At 34.6% G+C, this 20,933-nt stretch carries 19 protein-coding genes and 1 riboswitch; of the genes, 2 read left to right on the forward strand and 17 right to left on the reverse strand.

Translation table 11 applies throughout. From position 1 onward, the window contains the following. Positions 1-14 precede the first annotated feature (14 nt). The 5 genes from M663_RS0103945 to M663_RS0103965 form a co-directional block, all read right to left on the reverse strand. Positions 15-542, reverse strand: coding sequence for a cob(I)yrinic acid a,c-diamide adenosyltransferase (locus M663_RS0103945; protein ID WP_003866981.1), 528 nt, complete (start codon positions 540-542; stop codon positions 15-17). A 36-nt stretch (positions 543-578) separates the two neighbouring features. Next, positions 579-1,226 (reverse strand): single-stranded DNA-binding protein, encoded by a 648-nt coding sequence (locus tag M663_RS0103950; protein ID WP_003866982.1) that lies wholly within the window; start codon positions 1,224-1,226, stop codon positions 579-581. Positions 1,227-1,338: 112 nt separating this feature from the next. Then, the gene (locus tag M663_RS0103955) at positions 1,339-1,881 is read right to left on the reverse strand and encodes a Mur ligase family protein (RefSeq protein WP_029688006.1); all 543 of its coding nucleotides are present in this window, start codon (positions 1,879-1,881) and stop codon (positions 1,339-1,341) included. 37 nt (positions 1,882-1,918) lie between these two features. After that, positions 1,919-2,059, reverse strand: coding sequence for a hypothetical protein (locus M663_RS15165; RefSeq protein WP_273702619.1), 141 nt, complete (start codon positions 2,057-2,059; stop codon positions 1,919-1,921). Between the two features lie 85 nt (positions 2,060-2,144). Beyond that, the gene (locus M663_RS0103965) at positions 2,145-3,485 is read right to left on the reverse strand and encodes a sigma-54-dependent transcriptional regulator (protein WP_029688007.1); all 1,341 of its coding nucleotides are present in this window, start codon (positions 3,483-3,485) and stop codon (positions 2,145-2,147) included. A 53-nt stretch (positions 3,486-3,538) separates the two neighbouring features. Next, a riboswitch (cyclic di-GMP riboswitch) is annotated at positions 3,539-3,626 on the reverse strand. 356 nt (positions 3,627-3,982) lie between these two features. On the opposite strand from M663_RS0103965, the gene M663_RS0103970 reads away from it, so the two are divergent. Then, positions 3,983-5,713 carry a S8 family serine peptidase gene (locus M663_RS0103970; RefSeq protein WP_029688008.1) on the forward strand — a complete coding sequence of 577 codons (1,731 nt, stop codon included), beginning with the start codon at positions 3,983-3,985 and terminating at the stop codon, positions 5,711-5,713. A gap of 40 nt (positions 5,714-5,753) precedes the next feature. Here the strand turns inward: M663_RS0103970 and M663_RS0103975 are convergent, their stop codons facing one another. From M663_RS0103975 to M663_RS0104030, 12 genes are all read right to left on the reverse strand, one after another. Then, on the reverse strand, positions 5,754-8,096 hold the full coding sequence (locus tag M663_RS0103975; RefSeq protein ID WP_012269465.1) for a glycoside hydrolase family 65 protein: 2,343 nt from the start codon (positions 8,094-8,096) through the stop codon (positions 5,754-5,756). Between the two features lie 77 nt (positions 8,097-8,173). Then, positions 8,174-9,418, reverse strand: a complete 1,245-nt coding sequence (locus tag M663_RS0103980; RefSeq protein WP_029688009.1) for an extracellular solute-binding protein — start codon at positions 9,416-9,418, stop codon at positions 8,174-8,176. Between the two features lie 70 nt (positions 9,419-9,488). Beyond that, positions 9,489-10,319, reverse strand: coding sequence for a carbohydrate ABC transporter permease (locus tag M663_RS0103985; protein WP_003866989.1), 831 nt, complete (start codon positions 10,317-10,319; stop codon positions 9,489-9,491). Next, positions 10,319-11,176 carry a sugar ABC transporter permease gene (locus M663_RS0103990; RefSeq protein ID WP_003866990.1) on the reverse strand — a complete coding sequence of 286 codons (858 nt, stop codon included), beginning with the start codon at positions 11,174-11,176 and terminating at the stop codon, positions 10,319-10,321. The genes M663_RS0103985 and M663_RS0103990 overlap by 1 nt, the downstream gene beginning before the upstream one ends. 92 nt (positions 11,177-11,268) lie before the next feature. Then, a complete protein-coding gene (locus M663_RS0103995) occupies positions 11,269-12,282 on the reverse strand; it encodes a LacI family DNA-binding transcriptional regulator (RefSeq protein ID WP_029688010.1) in 1,014 nt (337 codons plus the stop codon). Positions 12,283-12,403: 121 nt separating this feature from the next. Continuing rightward, entirely contained in the window at positions 12,404-13,051 is a 648-nt protein-coding gene (gene pgmB / locus M663_RS0104000) for a beta-phosphoglucomutase (protein ID WP_029688011.1), read from the reverse strand. Positions 13,052-13,070: 19 nt separating this feature from the next. Further along, complete coding sequence (locus tag M663_RS0104005; protein ID WP_029688012.1) at positions 13,071-13,880, reverse strand: carbohydrate ABC transporter permease; 810 nt, start codon at positions 13,878-13,880, stop codon at positions 13,071-13,073. Positions 13,881-13,893: 13 nt separating this feature from the next. Next, entirely contained in the window at positions 13,894-14,793 is a 900-nt protein-coding gene (locus M663_RS0104010; protein WP_029688013.1) for a sugar ABC transporter permease, read from the reverse strand. A 75-nt stretch (positions 14,794-14,868) separates the two neighbouring features. Then, positions 14,869-16,131, reverse strand: coding sequence for an ABC transporter substrate-binding protein (locus tag M663_RS0104015; RefSeq protein WP_029688014.1), 1,263 nt, complete (start codon positions 16,129-16,131; stop codon positions 14,869-14,871). A 144-nt stretch (positions 16,132-16,275) separates the two neighbouring features. After that, the gene (locus tag M663_RS0104020; RefSeq protein WP_029688015.1) at positions 16,276-18,603 is read right to left on the reverse strand and encodes a glycosyl hydrolase family 65 protein; all 2,328 of its coding nucleotides are present in this window, start codon (positions 18,601-18,603) and stop codon (positions 16,276-16,278) included. A gap of 62 nt (positions 18,604-18,665) precedes the next feature. Continuing rightward, a complete protein-coding gene (locus tag M663_RS0104025; RefSeq protein ID WP_029688016.1) occupies positions 18,666-19,676 on the reverse strand; it encodes a LacI family DNA-binding transcriptional regulator in 1,011 nt (336 codons plus the stop codon). Positions 19,677-19,736: 60 nt separating this feature from the next. Continuing rightward, entirely contained in the window at positions 19,737-20,426 is a 690-nt protein-coding gene (locus M663_RS0104030) for a 4Fe-4S double cluster binding domain-containing protein (protein ID WP_029688017.1), read from the reverse strand. A gap of 137 nt (positions 20,427-20,563) precedes the next feature. Here M663_RS0104030 and M663_RS0104035 point away from each other — a divergent pair, with 137 nt between their 5' ends. Next, positions 20,564-20,863, forward strand: a complete 300-nt coding sequence (locus M663_RS0104035; protein WP_029688018.1) for an alpha/beta-type small acid-soluble spore protein — start codon at positions 20,564-20,566, stop codon at positions 20,861-20,863. Positions 20,864-20,933 lie beyond the last annotated feature (70 nt).

Below are 20,933 nucleotides of genomic sequence, written 5' to 3' on the forward strand. Positions count from 1 at the left end.
ATTTTTCGGGTGTTTTAGTATTCTATTCCGTATCTCGCTGGTATTCCTTTTTCAAAAGGATGCTTAATTGCTTTCATCTCTGTAACCAAATCTGCTCTTTCAATTATCTCCTGAGGAGCGCTCCTTCCTGTCAAAACCAATTCCATCTCCGGCGGTTTCATATCTATTAACTTTAACACATCTTCCACTGTGTACATTTTACTATGTATTGCCGCCATTATCTCATCTAAAATTAAAATATCGCACTTTTTGTTTTGAAGGACATCTACAACAAATTCATAGGCTTTTTTCATATCCTCAGCAAGAATCTTCTTTTCCTCTTCATTTAAACTCCAAAAAAACTTTTCTGTTGATTGAAATCTAAAAACCTTGAAATTTTCAATATTCTTAAGTGTATGCAACTCCCCTGTATCCGTGCCTTTCAGAAATTGTACCATATAAACTTTAAAGCCTCTTCCCACCGCTCTTATGCCAAGTCCAATAGAAGCCGTCGTCTTTCCTTTGCCATCTCCAGTATAAACTTGTATAAGTCCTCTCTCCAAAACTCATTCCCCCTTGTGTCCTCTGTTATTTCCATTCTAACTCTTTTGTAATTCTTTTTCAACCACTTCCATCCTCGTAATAGAAACCTCATAAGCGACCTTTGTAACCACTTCATCGCCCAGTTTTTTTTGGTATTCCCTACTCTGCACTCTTCCCCATAAACGTATACGATCTCCTATTTCTAACTTTTCAGAAAACCTTGCATTTCTTCCCCACGCTATGACAGGTATGTAATCAGATTTGTTATAAGGCCTATTTACCGCAATTAATAAATCAGTTATCTCTCTCCCAAAGGGAGTAGTTCTATAAACTGGTTTTTTACAAATAAAGCCATCCAAAAAAATTTCATTCGGATTTTTTACTACTTCATCTTCCGACAATACCCTTATGTCTCGAGCAAATATGGTCAAAATCAACTTATTTTTCCCTTCTTCTGGAGATTTTCTATTGTATGACCTCAATTGCCCTTCAATCTTTACCCTGGTACCTACCTGTAAATTCATACCTTCAAATAAACGGTTAGAAATAGTAACAGGAAGATAATCTTTCGTTTCACTCAATCTTGGAACTTCCAAAATAAAATTAAAAAATTCTTCTCCATATAGTTCATGACTGTACTCTAAATCAGTAAAAATTTTCCCTACCACTACAACTACATTGTTCTCCAAAAAGTTGCCTGCCATGTGTTCACTCTCCCCTTCCCCTTATGTGTCCTTCTAAAAATATATATTAAAATTAGAAAGCATTTATGACAGGTGGCAAAAGTAATCGTTAAAATTATCTTTAAAAAATTTATCACCGCCCACTATTCTCAAAGGTTTTAACCACATTTTGTATATCTTTAATTTCATACCCTAAAATTAATAATACAGTTATTACAAATAATGAGTTATATATATTATACTGTCCAGGAACTTTTATTTCAACAGGTATTTCCAATGGCTCTATCAATCTGCCTTTTAAATTAAAAAAAGACCTTTGTACGCAATAATTAAATTCATAACCTTCATCTTCATAAGATATTGAAGAAGCAGTAATGGAAGATTTTGGATTTAAACCGCATGTTATAAGGGTAGAATTTATTCCCTGTGCAAAGAGTTTATTTGATAGCTCATCATCTGCATTTGTTATCATAATACTACTTGGAAAACTATGAATATAATTTTTTAACTTGTGAAAATCCTCCTCTCGCAGAATATCAGAGATAATTAAAATATCTGCTTTCTCTTTATAATTCTTTAACTCTTCTACCACTGTTTCTTTAGAATGTACACAGTAGGATAAAAATTTTATAATTGAACTTTTTTCTGAACTTCCTCCTACAAATATATATACCATATAATCAGCTCCTATTTTTAATGCTATTCTTATTCTTTTACAAAAGTAAAATTTTATAATGTAAAATATATGCAATATAGGAAGGCTTCTGCCTTCCTATATTGCAAACCAGTGATTGTTGCGCAATAGCAGGAGTTAATTCGATTACAATTATAAACTCTTCTATTAATATTGTCATCCTTCGTATTTCCCGATAATCCACCATTAATTAAAAATATCTCCGTGATGATATATTATAGTGATATATTCTTAGATATACTAATCTATGGAAAATTCCCATTTTTTCTAAAATTATCCTCCAAAATGCTTTCTAAAAAGTTATTAATACAATCGATTATTCCCTTTTCAAGTAACATCCCCTTAATTCCCCTTTCTTTTAATTCATGATATTTCATAGCGATAAATTCATAAAAATCATATCTATCTATTTTCTTTTCTTTTTCAGGAGAAATGATTAAAAATTTATCAAAAACTACTCTATCATTTAGCCCTAGTTTTAAATAATTCTGAGGTAACAAAGTAAGATCAATTTTTAAAAAATTCCTCTTTGTTCCGTAATTAATTAAAAAAGCTTTAGAGCAAATTAATTGAAGGAGGGATTTCAATTCCCCAATATTTCCTTCATATTGCAAAGACAAAAGCAAAGAAATTACTTCTGGATGTACAACAATATTTAAGTTGAGCCGTTTGGCTTCTTCTCTAAAAAGGTAAACAATTATCTCAATTTTCTCGTTTAGAGGCCTTTCCTCAAAAGATGGCAATTGAATGATAACTGGTATTCGTCTCATAAAAGTCTTTAAAAGAAATGAATCAGGTCTCTCTGTAGTAGCTGCTACAATCATTAAGTTAGCATTTCTTTCCACAGTATCCCCCAATTTTCGATATACTCCCTTGTCCATAAGGTAAAATAACATCTCTTGACCTTCAGGAGGTAATCTGTGAACCTCGTCAAGGAATAATATCCCTTTATCAGCTTTCTCTACTAAACCTATCTTATCTACATCAGCTCCAGTATAGGCTCCTTTAACATGTCCAAACAAATAAGACATAAGAAGTTGAGGATTGTTATAGTAATCCGCACAGTTTAACACTTCAAGAGGTCCTACCCTACCATTTTGAAGACTAAATTTGTGCATCATCTCTGCGAAAAAAGATTTACCAGAACCCGGCGGTCCTATGATAAGAGTATGAAGTCCATAAGGAGGATACAATACAGCCGCTTTGGCCTGTTCTATTTGCCCTTTGAGGCTGCCATCATGTCCTATTATATTTTCAAAAGCACATTCTTTTTCTTTTCCCAAATCTAAAAAATCAATTAAATCTTTTAGAAGTATCTCTTCCTTAACCTTATTCCCTAAAAAATGAGCTAATCTATTTTTTTCAATATAATACACAGGTTTTGAAATAATTTTAACTATTTTCCCTTCTCTTACAAGATGATTTAAAATAAAAGACACATTGGGTCGAGCTATTTTTAGCAATTGCGCTATTTCTTCTGTAGTGACCCCACCTTTTCTATTTATCAAAAAATCCTGAAGATTAAATTCCTTACTCTTTTCTATAATGAAATTGTAAATTTTTTCTTTATTAGTCATATAAAACATCACTCCCTCAATTAATAAACCTCCTGTCAAAAGGCAGGAGGTTATATATAAATGTTGGCAGCCCGGCTATCATAGCAAAACTATCGCTTTAGACCCGTGGCTTTGCGTCCCCGCCTTTCGACGAGTTTGCCTTTTTCAACAAAAATTTATTTAATTTTCCTATATTACTATTTCGACATAAATATGAATTTTCCTTCTATTTTTAAAAAAGATTTTTTCTACATAATTCGTTAAATTTATACTAATTTCTAAATGTATGTGTTTTATGCATTATTTTGTGTATCAAAAATGTGTATAAAAAATTATACACATTAAAAACTTTTATTAATTTTGTCTATATACAGTAAATTGGCATAAAAATTGCTTGAGTTTTATTATAGAAAATAAATCTTACAGAAAGGAGATGATGAATAGAAGAAAGAAACAGTTTCACTTAGCGACTAGAAGGGCTGACTTAAATTTTAAAAAATATTAAATTTTTAAGGAGGTAAGAAAAAATGAAGAGCCGACAAACATTAAAAGCTTTACTGGCCTTTGTGTTAATTGTAGCTTTAATGTCGCTAAGTGGAGTATTAGTCCAAGCCCAGCCCAACCTAACAAACTTTCCTATTAACTCATCAACAAAAAATTACTTGCCTCAAATTCAAAAAGTTTTGATGCAAGACTCTAATAAAAATAAACTTTTTGACAACTTAGAAGCAAAAATTGCTGGTAAGCCAGACAGTGAAAAATTTCCAGTTATAATAATTTTCAACAAAAACATAGATGATAACGAACTATTAAATATTTCTAAATCCATTGGAAAGTTTAATATAAAGCATAAATACAAAATTATTCCAGGAATTGCTGCTACCTTAACTAAAGGACAAATAAACGCTTTGTCAAAATTGGATATAGTAAAGCAAATTGAGTATGACGAGCCTGTATATGCCACATTAGACACTGCAACAAAATGGTTTGGGGTTACAAAAGCGAGAAGTGATTTTGGTGTAACTGGTGATAGAGACGGTAATGCTTCTTCTTATTCCAAGAATGATATAGTAATAGCAGTTATTGATACCGGTATTGATGGCTCCCATGTTGACCTCGCTGGTGGCAAAGTAATAGGATGGCAAGATTTTGTAAACGGCAAATCTACCCCCTACGATGATAATGGACACGGAACTCATGTAGCAAGTATTGCGGCAGGTACTGGGACAGGGAACAACCTTTATAAAGGTGTTGCTCCTGGTGCTGCTTTAGTAGGGATAAAAGTATTAGATTCAAACGGAAGCGGAACTATGAGCACTGTAACCGCAGGAATTGACTGGGCTGTTCAAAACAAAGACATATACGGAATCAAAGTTATAAATTTAAGCCTCGGAACTTCCACAAGTTCTGATGGAACTGACTCTACCTCACTGGCAGTAAACGGAGCCGTAGATAGCGGAATTGTAGTAGTAGTTGCAGCTGGAAATTCAGGTCCTGCGAGATACACCATAGGATCACCTGGTGCAGCAGAAAAAGCCATAACCGTTGCAGCAATGGCGGATGTAGGGGAACTTGGCTTTAACCTTGCAAGCTTCTCCAGCCGTGGTCCCACAGCTGACGGAAGGATAAAACCTGACATTGCAGCACCCGGATATAATATAACTGCCGCAAAAGCAAATTCTATAAATGGTTATGTGACATACAGTGGTACAAGCATGGCTACACCTTTTGTAGCAGGTACAGTAGCCCTTATGCTCAGTGCAAATATAAACCTTGCACCACTTGATGCAAAAAATATAATAATGACTACTGCAAAAAGTTGGGGTCCTCCAAGCAAAAACATTGACTATGGTGTAGGAAGATTGGATGCATATGAAGCAATTAAAACAGCTGGAAATTTCACAGGAACTAATATATCTGTGCCAAACCACTATTATGCTAAAGAGTCACTTCCTGGGTCTCGTTACAGTGACATTTGGACATTTAATGTGACAGACACATCATATCCTATTGCAATAACTTTCATAATACCTGATTGGGCAAACTATAACCCTGATTTCGATATATACCTCTATGACCCAACTGGTACTCTTGTCAAAAGTTCAACTGGAACACAAAGGCAGGAGACAATAACATACATTCCAACACAAACGGGAACCTATTATATCAAAGTATATTCCTTCCGAGGCAGTGGAAATTATTACTTTGATTTAAGTGTAGGAGGCGGGTCACTCACCCTTTCAAGTAACGACATATAAAAAAATTAAAGAAGTATGGTGCCAATGGCTCCATACTTCTTTAATTTTTGAGACTTTCTACTTTATTTTCTCCTTTTTTAAGTAAAATTTTTTTGTCAAAGTAGTAGATTTCTATAGGCTCTCCTTCTAATAATGCAAACACAACATTTTCTTTGGTTAATTTGACATTTATTTTTCTCCCTTTGTATCTCACATTAAAAGAGAGCAAATTCCATTCTTTTGGCAATCTCGGCTCAAAATGCAGTTCATTTGTATAAACCCTCATTCCACCAAAACCATTCACAACTGCGCTCCATGTCCCTGCCATAGAAGCAGCGTGAATTCCGTCCTTAACATTGTCATTGTAGTCATCCAAATCCATTCTTGCAGTCATCATAAAGTATTTATAAGCCTTGTCAGTATATCCTATTTCATTGGCTAGTATGCTAAATATAGCTGGCGACAAGGAGGAGTCGTGAGTGGTAATAGGTTCATAATAATCGTAATTCTTTTTAAGTTCATCTTTAGTAAATTTTTCTCTCTGTAAAAACATCAAAAGCAACACATCAGGCTGTTTGCATATTTGATATCTGTAAATATTTAGGTAATGCCAGTGCAATAAAAGTGGAAATTGGTCCTCAGGTATTTCATCCACTGTTATCCTTTCTTTATACAAAAAACTGTCATCCTGTGGTATAATATCAAGTTCTTTTGAATAAGGAAGGTACATATTGTCAGCAGCTTTTTTCCACGCAACAATTTCTTCATCCTTTAGATTTAGTTTAGAAGCGACTTTTTGATATTTTTGAGGCACTTCTTTTTTCATTTTGTTTGCAATGTCATAGGCATATTCCAAATTCATTTTCGCCATATAATTGGTATAAGCGTTATTGTCAACTAATGCCGTATACTCATCCGGACCAGTGACACAGTTTATGCAGAATTTATTGCCCTTAAGAGGAATATACGCTCCTAAATCTTCCCAAAATCTTGCAGTTTCAAATAATATTTCACAACCGTAGTCATAAAGAAAATCCACGTCATTCGTCGCTTCTACATATCTTTTCAAAGCATAAACTATATCAGCATTTATGTGATACTGTGCCGTACCAGCTGGAAAGTAAGCAGAACATTCAGGACCATCTATCGTTCTCCAAGGATACAAAGCTCCTTTGTGACCTAATTCCTTTGCCCTGGATCTTGCTGCATCCAAAAGATTATACCTGTACATTACCAAAGCTTTTGCAATTTCAGGCTTTGTATAAAGAAAGAAAGGCATTATATAGATATCAGAATCCCAAAAATAATGGCCTTCATAACCTTCTCCAGTCAGCCCTTTTGCTGCAATATTTGTCTTTCCATCTCTTCCGACAGATTGAAGTAGATGAAATTCATTAAAGCGTATGCCTTGCTGCAGAGCTTTATCTCCTTCTATGATTACATCAGCATCTTTCCAAAAAGAATTCAAAAATTCTTCCTGCTCTTTTTCTATCGTTTCAAAGCCGTCATTTTTGGCTTTTTCTATTTCTTCTAAAGCAAGAGCAACCAATTTATTTTCATCAAAATCCTTTGAAGTGTAATAGGAAATAAATTTATTCAAAGTGTATGAGGTGCCTTTTTCAGCCTCTAGATCTACAATTACTTTTACTCCATCTTCTTCTAAACTATTTGAGACTTCATATTTGCTATCTGCCACTAATACATTGTCTATCGCGCAAGCATAGGAGAAATTGCTCTTTTGTGTCTTTTGAACAATCCACCCTTTTAAACCCTCTACACTTTTATCTATAGTCTTTAAAACCTTTCCTTTTAAATTTGACCCTACTCTTACATCTTCACTATCATTTATATTTGAAACATTTCCGTCAATAGCGGAAACAAATCTAATTTTTCCGGTAAAATTTACAGGTTGCATAGTAAAAGAAATCGCCGCTAAATGTTGTCTATTTAATGATACAATTCTCTTTATTTTTACCTCTAAAATTTTTCCTGTAGGGGATTCCCATTTTACTTTTCTTTCTACAAAACCTTTCTTCATGTCAAGTACTCTCTCATAAAAGAGGATTTTCCCTTGTAACAAATCAAACTCTTCCCCATCTACATATAATTTTATTATTTTGCTATCAGCAACATTTAGCATCGTCTGCCCTATTTTTGCAAAACCATATCCCCCTTCAGGGTAAACTATATCGTGTATTTCATAAAACCCATTGATATACGTCCCATTAAAAGAAGTATTTTTAGGCCCTGAATATCTTTCCTCAAAAGTTCCTCTCATTCCAATATATCCATTTGCTAAAGTAAAAATAGTTTCATTTCTATAGTTAGTATCTATACTAAACTGCGTCTCTCTTATAACCCAATCTTCAAAAGGGTAAATTGGTTTCTTCGTTTTGTTGGCCATATCCATCCTCCACTCTTACTTTATTCAAAATTTTAGTCGGAAACAAAGTCGTTTCCGACTAAAACAATTTAAAACATTTACTTGCTTTCTGCAGCTTTCTTAGCTTCTTCTATCATGTTGTGATATTTGTCAAGAGTTGTCTTGATATCTTTGCCTTCAAATATTATTTCTCTCAATGCTCCATTTATAGCTTTGTCCACATCAGCCCAGTATACAAGGTTTGGCCTTGGTTCTGCATGTTTTAACGCTTCATTTATAGCTTCAAAATATGGTTTTTGCCACTCTGCAACCTTCCCATAAGCGTCACTTCTCATGGATGGCCATCCTAATTTAGTGACAAGTTTCTCTTGAACTTCTTTACTCATAAGGTATTCCATAAACTTTATAGCCATCTCTTTATTAGGTGCACCAGTTGGTATTCCTATAACTTCTCCTCCCAAAACGTGGGACTCTTTAACCGGACCTGTCCATCCGTGATATGCCAAAATGTTCTTTTTTCCATACTGCTCTACAAGAACGTTTGCAGTGTACGGCCAATTTTGAACCAAATATACGCTCTCTTTTGCAAGATATTCTACAGGTGTATTCCAGTCAGCTTTCTTTGAGTCAGGAGAGAGATATGGCTGTATTTCTTTCAAGAAAGTAAATGCTTTTATTGAACCCTCATCATTCAATACTGTTGGGTCACCACCAGCAGACCTTATAAGGTCAAACATGTGGACTGTGCTGTCAGGCCCTAAATTTTCTTTAATTATGACTCTACCTATGCCCTCTTTTTCTTTAAAAGTCTTTGCAACCTGCAAAAGCTCATCCCAATTTGTAGGAAGTTTTAAACCGTATTCGTTGAATTTATCTGCGTTATAAAAAGCTATTTCTACATTTGGTCTATACGGCATAAAGTACAACTTTCCATCAAACTCTCCTACTGGCACAAGACTTGGTATTACTTCCTTTGGTATCATGTCTCTATACTGAGACAAATCTTCCACAAGCCCTTTTGCAACAAGTGGAGCAAGTTGCATGTTATCTTGTGTGATAATGTCTATATCCATCGCATTTGCTTTGTGCATAGCATCTAATTTTTTAATAAGGTCTCCTGCTTCGATTTGAAGAGGTTCAATTTTTACACCATACTTTTGCTCAAATGGTGGGAAAATATCTTCTTTCATCACTTTCCATTCTGCTTCTCCAAGTCCCATTGAAACTTTCAAAACTTTTTTCCTCGCTTCTGATTGGGTCTTGCTGCCACAGCCTGCAATAACAGTACCTAGAAGCGAGATAATGATTAAAACTGCTATTAACTTAGTGTAAAACTTCTTCATAGCTTAATAAAACCTCCTTAAAATTTAATTTTTATATATACAGTATCCGAAAAACTCGGATACGTATATACTAACCTTTTACAGCCCCTGCAAGATATCCACTTTTCATGTATTTTTGCAAGAAGAATGTCACAAGCATTACTGGAATAGTGAGTACTGCCGCATATGTGGCAGAATCAAAAATTCCTCCTCTTTGGACGTAATAGTAGGTTTGAAGAGGTAAAGTCCTATCTGAAATAGTCAAGTAAAGAGCATAAGTAAATTCATTCCATGAATTTAGCCACACAAATATAGCAGTAACAGCTATACCAGGAAGTGCAATCGGCATTATAATCCTCATCAATGCCGTCAATTTACTTGTTCCATCTACCAGTGCAGCTTCCTCTAAGTCCTTTGGTATTGTCTCAAAAGTTCCAACCAATATCCATGCTGCAAAAGGTAAATTTACAATGAGGTGTGCCATAACTAATCCTAAATAAGTATCCATCAAATTTAATTTTATGAATTGTACCGCTATCGGAAGAGCAATACCTACATCAGGAAACATTCTTGTAAAAAACAGTGATAATACTACTGCATATTTTATTTTCGATGGCATCCTCGCTATAACATAAGCCGCTGGAGCAGCTATTATAATTGCAATGATAGTAGTCATTGTTGCCACTACAAAACTCTTTTTAAAAGGAGGCCATATATTCCCTGAAGTAAATACGTTTTTCCAATGGTCCAAAGTAAAACGAGTGATGAAAAAATCTGGATGAGGCTTCAATATATCACTTGGCACTGCAAAGGAAGTCATAAAAAGTATATATACTGGTATAACCATCAATATTGCCGCTATTATAGCTATTGGAATATAAGCTGTATTTGAAATCTTTTCGCTAATATCTATTTTTCTCATCATCTTTCCTCCTTAGTACCAGCTATTTTTAAGTAGCTCACTATAAATACTGCTATTATTAGGAGCAATATTGTAGATGCTGCCGCAGATGTATAGGCATTTGCATAATTATTATACTCATCATACGCAAAGGTAGAAATAACAGGAGTAGCACGGCCTGCAAGAACAAGTACAAGTTCAAATATTCTAAAAGCGTCTATCGCCCTTAAAATCAAGGCCATCGTTATAGAGGGCTTTAGAAGTGGCAATGTAACATACCTAAAAGTCTGCCATGTAGTTGCCCCATCAATGTTAGAAGCTTCATAAACTTCATCTGGTATACTTTCAAGACCAGCCAAAAGCAAAAGTATGACCATCGGAGTAACTTTCCACATATCCGCTACAGAAACCATAAGTAATGTCTTAAAACCACCACTTGCCCAATCTATAGGCATTTCAATAATGTGTAGTTTTTGCAAAAGCGCATTAAAATAACCATACAACCCAAAAATATAGGTCATCGCAACACCTGACACAAGAGTAGGTACTCCCATTGGCACCAACATCAAAGACCTCAAAAGGCCTTTTCCTCTAAAATTCCTTTTTAAAATAAGCGCAATGACGAGGCCTGCAGTCATTTCCAAAGTGAGGCTTATAAATGTAAGAGCTATGGTATTGAAAAAAGCATTTTTAAATTCTGTTTTTCCTATAATCTCTTTATAATTTGCCAATGTAAATGCTTTAGTATACTGGTCTTGAAAACTTAAAGTAATAGTTTGAATGATAGGGTATACAGTAAAACCCAAAATATATAATAGTAATGGTAAAACCATGGCAATTTCAAGTTTGTATTTCTTTACGAAGTTTACATAAGACATGCCATATTCTCCTTTCGTAAGCTTAAAATCTTCACTGCGCTTTTCATGCTTTAAAACTGTAAGCGCTTACAATTTAAAAAATAAAACAAAATTTAATCTTTTCGAGATATACAAGAATTTCTTACCACAATTTTGTGCTCTAAAATTGTCTGATACTCATCAATATTTTCCCCATTTAACATTTTTATAAGCATTCTAGCTGCAACAGCCCCTATTTCATACATAGGCTGTGATACAGTCGTAAGAGAAGGTCTTGTTGCTTCTGACAAGTCAATATTATCAAAGCCCATTACTGATACATCTTCAGGACAGGAAAGCCCACTGTCAAACACTGCATTTATTGCCCCCATTGCCATAATATCACTTATCGCAAATATAGCAGTAGGCTTTATTTTTTCTTTTAACATCTCTTTTGCAGCATTATAAGCACTTTTATATTTAAAGTTTGCCTCCTTTATAAAACCCTCATAAATTGGCAAGCCATTATCAATAAGAGCTTGCTTATATCCCCTTAACCTATCCACACTATCTATGGTTTCCTTCATATCGCCTAAAGGACCATGAATAATTCCAATCCTCTTGTGGCCTAATGATATCAAATAATTCACTGCATCATAAGCCGCTTTAAAATTATCAATTCCTACATAAGGCACATCAAACTTTGTTGTTCTTCCTGCAAGTACCACCTTTATATTGTCATTTTTAAAGACTTTATAATGCTCTTCAGAAAAATAGTCACAGTGAAATATTATTCCATCAACCCACCGATTTTTTAGCATTTCTATATATTGAAATTCTTTTTCTCTTTTATTGTCTGCATTGCACAAAGTAATATTGTATTTATAAATATTGCAGACATCTTCAATACCTCTTACTACTTCTGCATAGTAAGGGTTTGATATATCAGGCACAATTAGCCCTATAGTGTTTGTCTTCTTCATCGCCAGGCTTCTGGCTGGCATACTGGGTTTGTATCCCAGCTCTTCTGCCGCTTTTAAAACTTTTTGTCTAGCTTTTTCACTTACTAAAGGACTATTATTAAAAACTCTCGAAACAGTTGCAATAGAAACTCCTGCTAATTTTGCTACATCGTCTATTGTCGCCATTTTGACACCCTTTTCTCAATTTACTGTAACCGCTTACAGTTATATTATATTATGATTCTTTCAAAAATGCAAGAGTTTTTTATAAAAAATATTCCCCAAAACACAGGGGAATATTTCCACACTACAGCAATTCTAATATTTTATCCGCTTCACTTAAATCCTTTAAAATTAAGTCTGCTTCTTTCACCGTTTCAGGATTGCCCACTCCTACTGCAAACATTCCTGCTCTTTTTATTGCAGTGATGCCCGCAGCAGAATCTTCTATTCCAATACACTTTTCAGGAGAAATGCCAAGATGCTCTGCTGCGTTTAAAAATATCTCAGGGTCAGGTTTTCCATGCTTAATTTCATTTGCATCCACTATATAGTCAAACTTATCTCTTATTTTTAAATTTTCAACAACAGTAAAAGCGTTTTTACTGACAGAAGCAATTGCCGTTTTAATACCTCTTTTTTTAAGTTCCTCAATAAATCTCTCCACTCCAGGCAATAAATCCTCAGGCGTGATCTTTTTTATCATCTCTTTATAGTACTCATTCTTCTTATTTGCATAATATTCTTTTTCTTCTTGAGAATATTTTTTATCACTTTTTTCTAAAATTATCTCTAAAGACTGTAGGCGGCTTACACCTTTTAATCTCTCGTTTATAACTTCATCAAAATATATCCCTAACTCATCAGCGAGTTTCTTCCATGCTAAATAGTGGTATCTTGCAGTATCTGTAATAACACCATCTAAATCAAAAATTACTCCTTGATACCTTGCCATTTTATTCCTCCTTCGTTACTTATTTTAATCCTGTTGTAGATATTCCTTTTACAAAATATCTCTGGAATATTAAGAATATCACTATAGTCGGTAATGTCAAAAGTATAGCTCCTGCCATTACCTGATTCCAAAATTGATAATACTGCCCGTAGAAAGAATTAAGGCCTACAGGTAGTGTATACATATTATCAGTGGATGTCAAGAGGCTAGGCCACAAGAAACTATTCCAATTGCCAGTAAACATAAAAATGAATTGAGTTGCAAGAGCAGGTTTAGACAAAGGCAAAACTATTTTAAAGAAAATCCCAAATCGTGACAAACCATCAATTGTAGCTGCTTCTTCTAACTCTTTGGGAAGAGATAAGAAAAATTGCCTCATTAAAAATATTCCAAAATTACTAGTCAAAAATGGAATTGTAAGACCCATGTAAGTGTTTACCCAGCCTAATTTGCTGAGAAGGATATAAGTTGGCACCATCACTACCTGTCCTGGTACCATCATGAGAGCAAGCACAACCATAAACAATAAATTTCTTCCAGGAAAATTTATTCTTGCAAGTGCATACCCTGCCATAGAATTAAACAGTATATTGCCAAACGTCACTATAGCTGCAACTATAGCACTATTTATAAACCACCTTAAAAAAGGGAATTTTGTAATTATCATTTTATAGTTATCTAAAGTTAAATGCTTTATATTTACAGCAAAAGTATTTAATTCACTGGTGGGTTTTAGAGATGTTATTATAGACCAAATAAAAGGGCCAAGTGTAATTACTGCATATCCTACTACAACGGTATAAAATAAAAACCGCAACACCTTTTTCATCTATTGCCACCTCCTAATAGGTTTCTTCTTTGAAAAGCTTTCGCTGTATAAGAGTCAATATCAAGATTATTACAAATAATACAAAAGCCATAGCTGAAGCGTAACCCATGTTAAAATCTCTAAAGCCTGTCCTATATATATCCAGCACGACTGTCATTGTAGCATCAAGAGGCCCACCAGTCCCTTGCGATACTACATAGGCTTGATCAAAAACCTGGAAAGTACCAATTAATGACATTACTAGATTAAAAAACACTATTGGCCGCAACATTGGAAGAGTAATTTTGAAAAATCTTTGAAATTTATTAGCCCCATCTACTTCTGCAGCCTCGTACAATTCTGATGGTATATCTTGTAATCCTGCAAGAAAAATCACCATGTAATTACCTACAGAAGACCATATTGCCATCATCATGATAGAAGGAAGCGCAAACCTTACATCATTAAACCAAGTAGGCCCTTGTATGCCAAATTTAGCTAACAAAGCATTAACTAAACCATCTGCTTTAAATAGATATAAAAATATTACAGAAACTGCAACTGTGGATGTAACAGTTGGTATATAATAGGCAACTCTAAAAAATGTTTTACCTTTAATATCCGAATTTACAATTAATGCTAGTATTAAGGCAATAATTAGCTGTGTTGGTACTACTCCTAAAGAATAAAGTGTTGTATTTAAAAGAGCTCTTTTAAACGTTGGGTCACTGAATAATTTTATATAATTTGCAAATCCAACCCATCGGTTTGCTTCAGGATTTAAAAAAGAAAATTCTTTGAAACTTATAATAAAAGCATAAATTAATGGTCCTATCAAAAAAATAGATATTGAAGCAATAAAAGGCAACGCAAAAGCATACCCTGACAAAGCTTCGTATAAATACCTCTTTTTCATAGTCATTTTAGCTTCCATAAATACATCCTTCCCTTCAACCTTAAAAAATCATAATTGCAGCACCTTATTTTAGTAAGGTGCTGCTTACTTAAATTATTGTCCAACTTCCTTTTGTGCGTTGTCAAGAGCTTGCTGAGCACTACTTATTTGCTTCATTATTAATGCTTCACAGGCTTTATTAGCCGCATCTACTACCTTTGTGCCATACAAACCGAATTGCCATGGTACCGCATAAGAAGCACCATCTACAAAGGCAGCTCTTTCAGGATATTTCTCCTTAAATCCTTCTTGCATAGACTTTCTCGATGGAAGTGCAAGGCCTGAATCTACTACAAATTGCTGTCCTTCTTTACCGGTTAAAAATTCAATAAGCTTAAAGGCTTCATCTTTATGTTTGCTGTTTTTATTCATCACATATGCAACAGTGAAAGCCATTGTAGATTTTTGCTTTCCTGCTGGAAGCTCTGCTATACCATAGTTTAAATCAGGAGCTTTTTCTTTGAGGAATGGTATCATCCAGCCACCTTCTATTGCCATTGCAGCTTTTTTAGCAGCAAAAGCATCTCCATTCCAGCCTTCTCCCATGTTTTGTGGTGTGTCAGCAACTTTGTCTTTTGTAATGAGGCCTACATAAAAATCAAGAGCTTGTGCATTCTCTGGCAGATTTAAAGTAACTTTTCCATCTTGATATACTGAACCGCCATTTTGATTTATAAAAGCATCAAATCTTGCAAGGTCTGCTGATAAAACCAAACCTTTGACACCGTCTTTTGTCAATTTTTTAGCTACATCTCTTAATTCCTCCCATGTTTTTGGAGGCTCATTTATTCCAGCCGCTTTAAACATGTCTTTGTTGTAAAACAAAGCTAGAGTATTGAAATCCTTCGGTAAACCATAAGTTTTTCCATCCCACTGAAAAGCGGAAAGCAATGCTGGCTCGAAATCATTTACATCCACATTGTATTTCTTAATATAATCATCTAATGGCTCTAAAACTCCTGAAGACATAAGCTGTGGTGCCGGCATGCTGTCAAGATAGAATATGTCTGGTGCTGTATTTGACGCCAGTTCTGCTTGTAATTTTTGCATGTAATCTCCCACAATTGTCTCAATTTGCACATCTATATTCGGATATTTTTCTTTAAACTTAGCTATTTGGTCATCCACTATCTTCTTTTCTGCTGGAGATGATGACCACATGCCTAATTTTATAGTAACTGGTTTTTGTGTCTGGTGTTTTTGTGTATTTGTCTCATTGGCACTGGAAGTATTATTTTTACTAGAGGAACAGCCAGCCAAAACAGTTGCCAGCAAAAAGATCGTTAAAACAAAAATACTTAAAAGTTTTTTACTCATTACCACTTTCCCCTTTCACAATTTTATAGTAAAATATCTGATTGAGAACTTAAAATTTTACTCTAACTCCACTTATCCCCCCTTAAAACATAATCAATTTATTTTTAAGGTATAGCAGGTTACCACCTGTCTATACCTTTTTGACTATTCCATTGTCAGCTCTTTCCCTTTTACCTTTACTTTTATATTTCCTTTTCCTTTCAACTTTTTTACTGTCACTTCCTGTTTTGTAACAATAACCTCTATTAAATTATCCTTCCAAAATACTTTATAGGAAAGTTTATCCCATTTTTCTGGCAGCCACGAATTTATATTTAATGCCCCTTCTTTGTCAATTTCCATTCCGCCAAATCCAAAAACAGCTACTTGCCATGTACCACCAGCAGATGCAGCATGCAAACCTTCTTTAGTGTTCCCCTGATTGTCCACAAGGTCCACGTTGGCACTTCTCATAAAAGACTGGTATGCGTTTTTGTGGTCTCCCACTTTTAACCCCATAATAGCATACATGCTGGGACCTAATGAAGATTTGTGCATAGTTCGCTTTTCATAATATTCGTAATTGATTCTTTTCGTTTCTTCGTCAAATTCCTCACCTAACAAAAGCATTAACATAACAACATCAGCCTGTTTAATAAGCTGGGTATCACCCAATCTCGTTATATCAACACCTTCAGGCCATATAGGCATATTGTTTTCATCAAATTTATCAATAACATAATCTTTTTTATCAAAATAGCCTTCAAATTGTTCTATCAGCTTTTTGTCTTTGTCATAAGGTATATATATTTTTTCTTCAACTTCTTTCCACTTTTCCATTTCCTCATTTGTCAAACATATTTTGTTTGATATAGCATGATAATGTTCAGGGTATTTTTCTTTTAACATATTGATTAGTTCAAGTCCCTTTTTAATATTCCATTTTGCAAGGTAATTAGTATAAGCATTATTATCAACATGTTCATGAAATTCATCAGGACCTATGACATTGTTTATTTCATACCTGTCTAATTCTTTTACATATTCACATCTAGATACCCAAAACCTTGCAGTCTCAAAAATGACTTCTGCACCGTAATTCAACATAAACTCAATATCCTCTGTCGCTCTAAAATACTCCCACACTGCAAAAGCTATATCAGCAGTTATATGATGCTCTAAATCACCCGTCCATATCCTTACAGGGTTTCCCATGTAATCAAATCCCCATTTAGGTGTCTCTTCCTCTCCTGTATCTGCAGATTCCCAAGGGTATTGTGCTCCCTTATACCCGTTTAAAGCCGCATTTTTTCTCGCTGCATTAAGCATATTGTACCTGTACATTAGAAGTGCCTTTGCCGCTTTTGGATGCACATATATGAAAAAGGGAAGCATAAATATCTCAGTATCCCAAAATACATGGCCTTTGTATCCTTCACCATGAAGAGCTTTCGCAGCAATACTCACCAGGGGGTCATTTTCATTGGCAGAACTCATGAGATGAAAAATATTAAACCTCAAAGCTTTATCTGCTTCTTCATCCCCTTCAATATTTATATCTGCAACAGACCATAGTTCTTCATATACCTCAATATGTCTCTTAAGTTCTTTATCAATACCTTCTCCAGCAAAATTAAAGAGTTCTCTTTCCACCGTCGTCTTCAATAGGTCTTTTCTTACGTCTCTTGAGGTATAAGTTATTACAAATTTGTCAATTACTACTGTTTTGTTCTCTGTAGCATCAAACTCAAAGTACTCCACACTCATTTCACCTAATGACAAAAATCTTCTAAATTTAGCTATGTTATTTTTCTCTTTATCTTCATAACGATATATCCTCACAGTACTGCCTGTGGCAATGCGAATATCATCGTCAATAGTTGCTGTTTCAAGATAACTCCCACTTTTACTCAAACTGATATTGTCAACCACTTTCAAATGCTTTATTCTATACTTTGGGCTATCTGCTGAGTTTAAAACAGTCCCCTCAATAATGCTCTCTATACCTACAACGCCACTGTAATTTATAGGTGTTACAAATAGCTTAATTGCAGAACGATGAAGGTCGCTACGGCTTATAAACCTGTATCCCTCAATTCGAGTAATTCTATCTTTGCTGTCTTTTATCAACATACTCCTAAATAGAATCCCTTTTTTCATATCAAGAATTCTTTTAAATTCTATCAACTGGCATTTATTCAAACTTAATTCTTCACCTTCAGCATACAACTTTATTTTCAACCAATTTTGAGCATTTACTATTTCTCTAACCCGCGCATCTGACTTGTCAAAAATTCCTGCAATAAAATTTCCCGGCTTTTCTCCCTCGCTTCCTTCCTCAAAAGTACCTCTTACGCCCATGTAACCATTTGTAAGTGTAAAAAGGGTCTCATATCGAGGATTTAGCTCTGCATTATACTCATTTTGGAAAATAAGCCATTTACTTTCACTCATTAAATTGTTTACATCCTCTAAAAACATGTGCTTTACCACTTATATACCTCCATCCTTACCAAAAATTCTATCCGAAACGTTTTGGATACTTTTTAAAAAAATTATATTTTTCTAGCTGAATCTCTAATTACAAGCTTATGAGGTATTAATATATGCTGTGGCTTTTCCCCTTTTATAATAGATAAAAGATGTTTTGCTGCATTATATCCCATCTTAAAAGTATCTTGCCTTACGGTAGTAAGTCCAGGAGTAATCAAAGATGCAAGCTCAATATCATCAAAACCTACAATAGAAATATCATCAGGCACTTTCATTCCTAAGTCCTTTGCTGCTTTGAAAGACCCTATTGCCATCAAATCAGAAGCATGAAATACAGCAGTTATTTCCGGATGCTCAAAAACCAACGTCTTAAAAGAATTATACCCACCTTCTTGAGTAAAATCATCAAAAACTACATATTCCTCTTTATAAGGTATATTATTTTTTTCAAGAGCTTTTTTATAACCTTCTAACCTCTCAAAACTTACAGCCGCATCATTATGACCATTTATAAATCCAATATTTCTATGTCCTAACTTTATAAGATAACTTGTAGCTTCAAAAGCCGCCTGAACATTATCCGAACTTACATATCCCACTTTATCAGTCAGTATCGGTATATCAATCATGACAGTGGGAATTTGTGTTTTCTTTATTTCTTCAATATAAGGATCACTCAATTTTAAACCTTCTACAATAGCCCCTTCAACCTTTCTGTCATTGCAAAGTTTCTCATAAGAAGTTACATCTTGGCTTTCGGGGTCTACAGTAAAAAGTATAAGGTCGTATTTATCTTTCCTTAATCCTGCTTTTATACCCGCAAGCACTTCGAGAAAGAAAGGATGATACGCCCCCGGTTTTATTAACTCAGAAACAACCAATCCAACCGTATGGGTTTTATTTGTGACAAGCCCTCTTGCAATGGAATTTGGAGTATAATTTAATTGCTCTGCTATTTTTTTAATTCTTTCACGGGTTTCCTCGCTTACATCCGGGTATCCGTTTAAAGCTCTTGAAACCGTTGTAACAGATACACCCGCATATTTCGCTATATCCTTTATTGTAACCGCCATTTAATATCCACCTTTTCCAAAACGTTTTGGTTGTTTAATTTCATTTTATCAAAAACCTTTTCACCTGTCAACAGATTTTTTCTTTCCGTAAGGACAGACTTCCATACAAATACCGCATACATAGCCTCTTCCAATGTGTTTAAAATTTTTATTCATATATTCACTACAAGCTCTCGCATCAACTATTTCTTCTCTCGGTATCCCCTCTTTCCATAGAGTACCATAAAGTGCCATAGCAGGACAGACATCTACACATAATCTACAGCTGCCACATTTACTTTTAGTAATGGGGGTTCCTGTTTCAAAAGGCATATTTGTTAAAACTGTTCCTAATCTCACTCTTGGTCCATATTTTTCAGTCACAAGAAGACCATTCTTTCCTATCCAACCAAGCCCTGCTCTTGTAGCAGCAGTTTTATGTGGAAAAAGTCCTCTATATTCTCCCAAATCAGCAATTGATTGCGACGCAGGAACAGCTAATGCTTTATAGCCCCATTCTTCAAGAAGAAGAACCGTCTTTAAGGTTATCTGGTCAATTAGCGTATTTACAGAACGGTAATGGTGATAATAAGTGTGAGTAGGCTTATTCTCAATTTCATCCACTATTCTATCTGCTAATTTTATTACAACTGTAATGGCATACGGAATATCTGAAAGAGTATCGGGAAGGATACCTGTAAGACTTGAAAAACCCACTAAAGACGCTCCCCACTCTTTGATTTTTTGCTCTAAAATTTTTTGTTTTTCCATCTTTATCAACCCTTTTAGTAAAATTTATGCACATAAATATTTTAACACAATAAAATATATTTTTTTAAAATTTTTCAAAGTATATTTTTTATCCACCTACACAAATTAAGTATGAGAAAGAGTAAGGAGGGATTTAAATGGCAAGAGGTAGTTGGAATGATCGTCCAAAAATGGTACCAGAGGCTCACAAAGCCCTTGATAATATGAAATACGAAATCGCATCAGAGCTTGGCCTTCCAGTTAAGCAAGGTTCTGAAGATTATTGGGGATATGTAAGTAGCCGAGATTGCGGCAAAGTAGGAGGACAAATGTTAAGACGAATGGTTCATTTTGCTGAATCTGCCATGGCAAGGGGCATCAGTATATATGGTTCTCCTCCTGCACAGGGGGGCCCACAAGGTGCTGCAGGAAGCGAATCAGAATATATGCAAAGATAGAAAGAGAAAAAGAGAGTATTTCGTATACTCTCTCAGACTGTAGACAAACTTTCGTAAAGGAGATATTTTG

It is taken from the genome of Thermoanaerobacter sp. A7A (genome assembly GCF_000445185.1).
GTDB lineage: Bacteria > Bacillota > Thermoanaerobacteria > Thermoanaerobacterales > Thermoanaerobacteraceae > Thermoanaerobacter.

What these genes read in the sequence shown, in the direction of transcription:
- M663_RS0104010 (WP_029688013.1), bottom strand. Translation starts at nt 14,793, where the DNA reads ATGGAAGCTAAAATGACTATGAAAAAGAGGTATTTATACGAAGCTTTG.
- M663_RS0103970 (WP_029688008.1), top strand. Translation starts at nt 3,983, where the DNA reads ATGAAGAGCCGACAAACATTAAAAGCTTTACTGGCCTTTGTGTTAATT.
- M663_RS0103965 (WP_029688007.1), bottom strand. Translation starts at nt 3,485, where the DNA reads ATGTTTTATATGACTAATAAAGAAAAAATTTACAATTTCATTATAGAA.
- M663_RS0103975 (WP_012269465.1), bottom strand. Translation starts at nt 8,096, where the DNA reads ATGGCCAACAAAACGAAGAAACCAATTTACCCTTTTGAAGATTGGGTT.
- pgmB (WP_029688011.1), bottom strand. Translation starts at nt 13,051, where the DNA reads ATGGCAAGGTATCAAGGAGTAATTTTTGATTTAGATGGTGTTATTACA.
- M663_RS0103995 (WP_029688010.1), bottom strand. Translation starts at nt 12,282, where the DNA reads ATGGCGACAATAGACGATGTAGCAAAATTAGCAGGAGTTTCTATTGCA.
- M663_RS0104025 (WP_029688016.1), bottom strand. Translation starts at nt 19,676, where the DNA reads ATGGCGGTTACAATAAAGGATATAGCGAAATATGCGGGTGTATCTGTT.
- M663_RS0103990 (WP_003866990.1), bottom strand. Translation starts at nt 11,176, where the DNA reads ATGTCTTATGTAAACTTCGTAAAGAAATACAAACTTGAAATTGCCATG.
- M663_RS0103985 (WP_003866989.1), bottom strand. Translation starts at nt 10,319, where the DNA reads ATGAGAAAAATAGATATTAGCGAAAAGATTTCAAATACAGCTTATATT.
- M663_RS0104005 (WP_029688012.1), bottom strand. Translation starts at nt 13,880, where the DNA reads ATGAAAAAGGTGTTGCGGTTTTTATTTTATACCGTTGTAGTAGGATAT.
- M663_RS15165 (WP_273702619.1), bottom strand. Translation starts at nt 2,059, where the DNA reads ATGACAATATTAATAGAAGAGTTTATAATTGTAATCGAATTAACTCCT.
- M663_RS0103955 (WP_029688006.1), bottom strand. Translation starts at nt 1,881, where the DNA reads ATGGTATATATATTTGTAGGAGGAAGTTCAGAAAAAAGTTCAATTATA.
- M663_RS0104030 (WP_029688017.1), bottom strand. Translation starts at nt 20,426, where the DNA reads ATGGAAAAACAAAAAATTTTAGAGCAAAAAATCAAAGAGTGGGGAGCG.
- M663_RS0103980 (WP_029688009.1), bottom strand. Translation starts at nt 9,418, where the DNA reads ATGAAGAAGTTTTACACTAAGTTAATAGCAGTTTTAATCATTATCTCG.
- M663_RS0103950 (WP_003866982.1), bottom strand. Translation starts at nt 1,226, where the DNA reads ATGGCAGGCAACTTTTTGGAGAACAATGTAGTTGTAGTGGTAGGGAAA.
- M663_RS0104015 (WP_029688014.1), bottom strand. Translation starts at nt 16,131, where the DNA reads ATGAGTAAAAAACTTTTAAGTATTTTTGTTTTAACGATCTTTTTGCTG.
- M663_RS0104035 (WP_029688018.1), top strand. Translation starts at nt 20,564, where the DNA reads ATGGCAAGAGGTAGTTGGAATGATCGTCCAAAAATGGTACCAGAGGCT.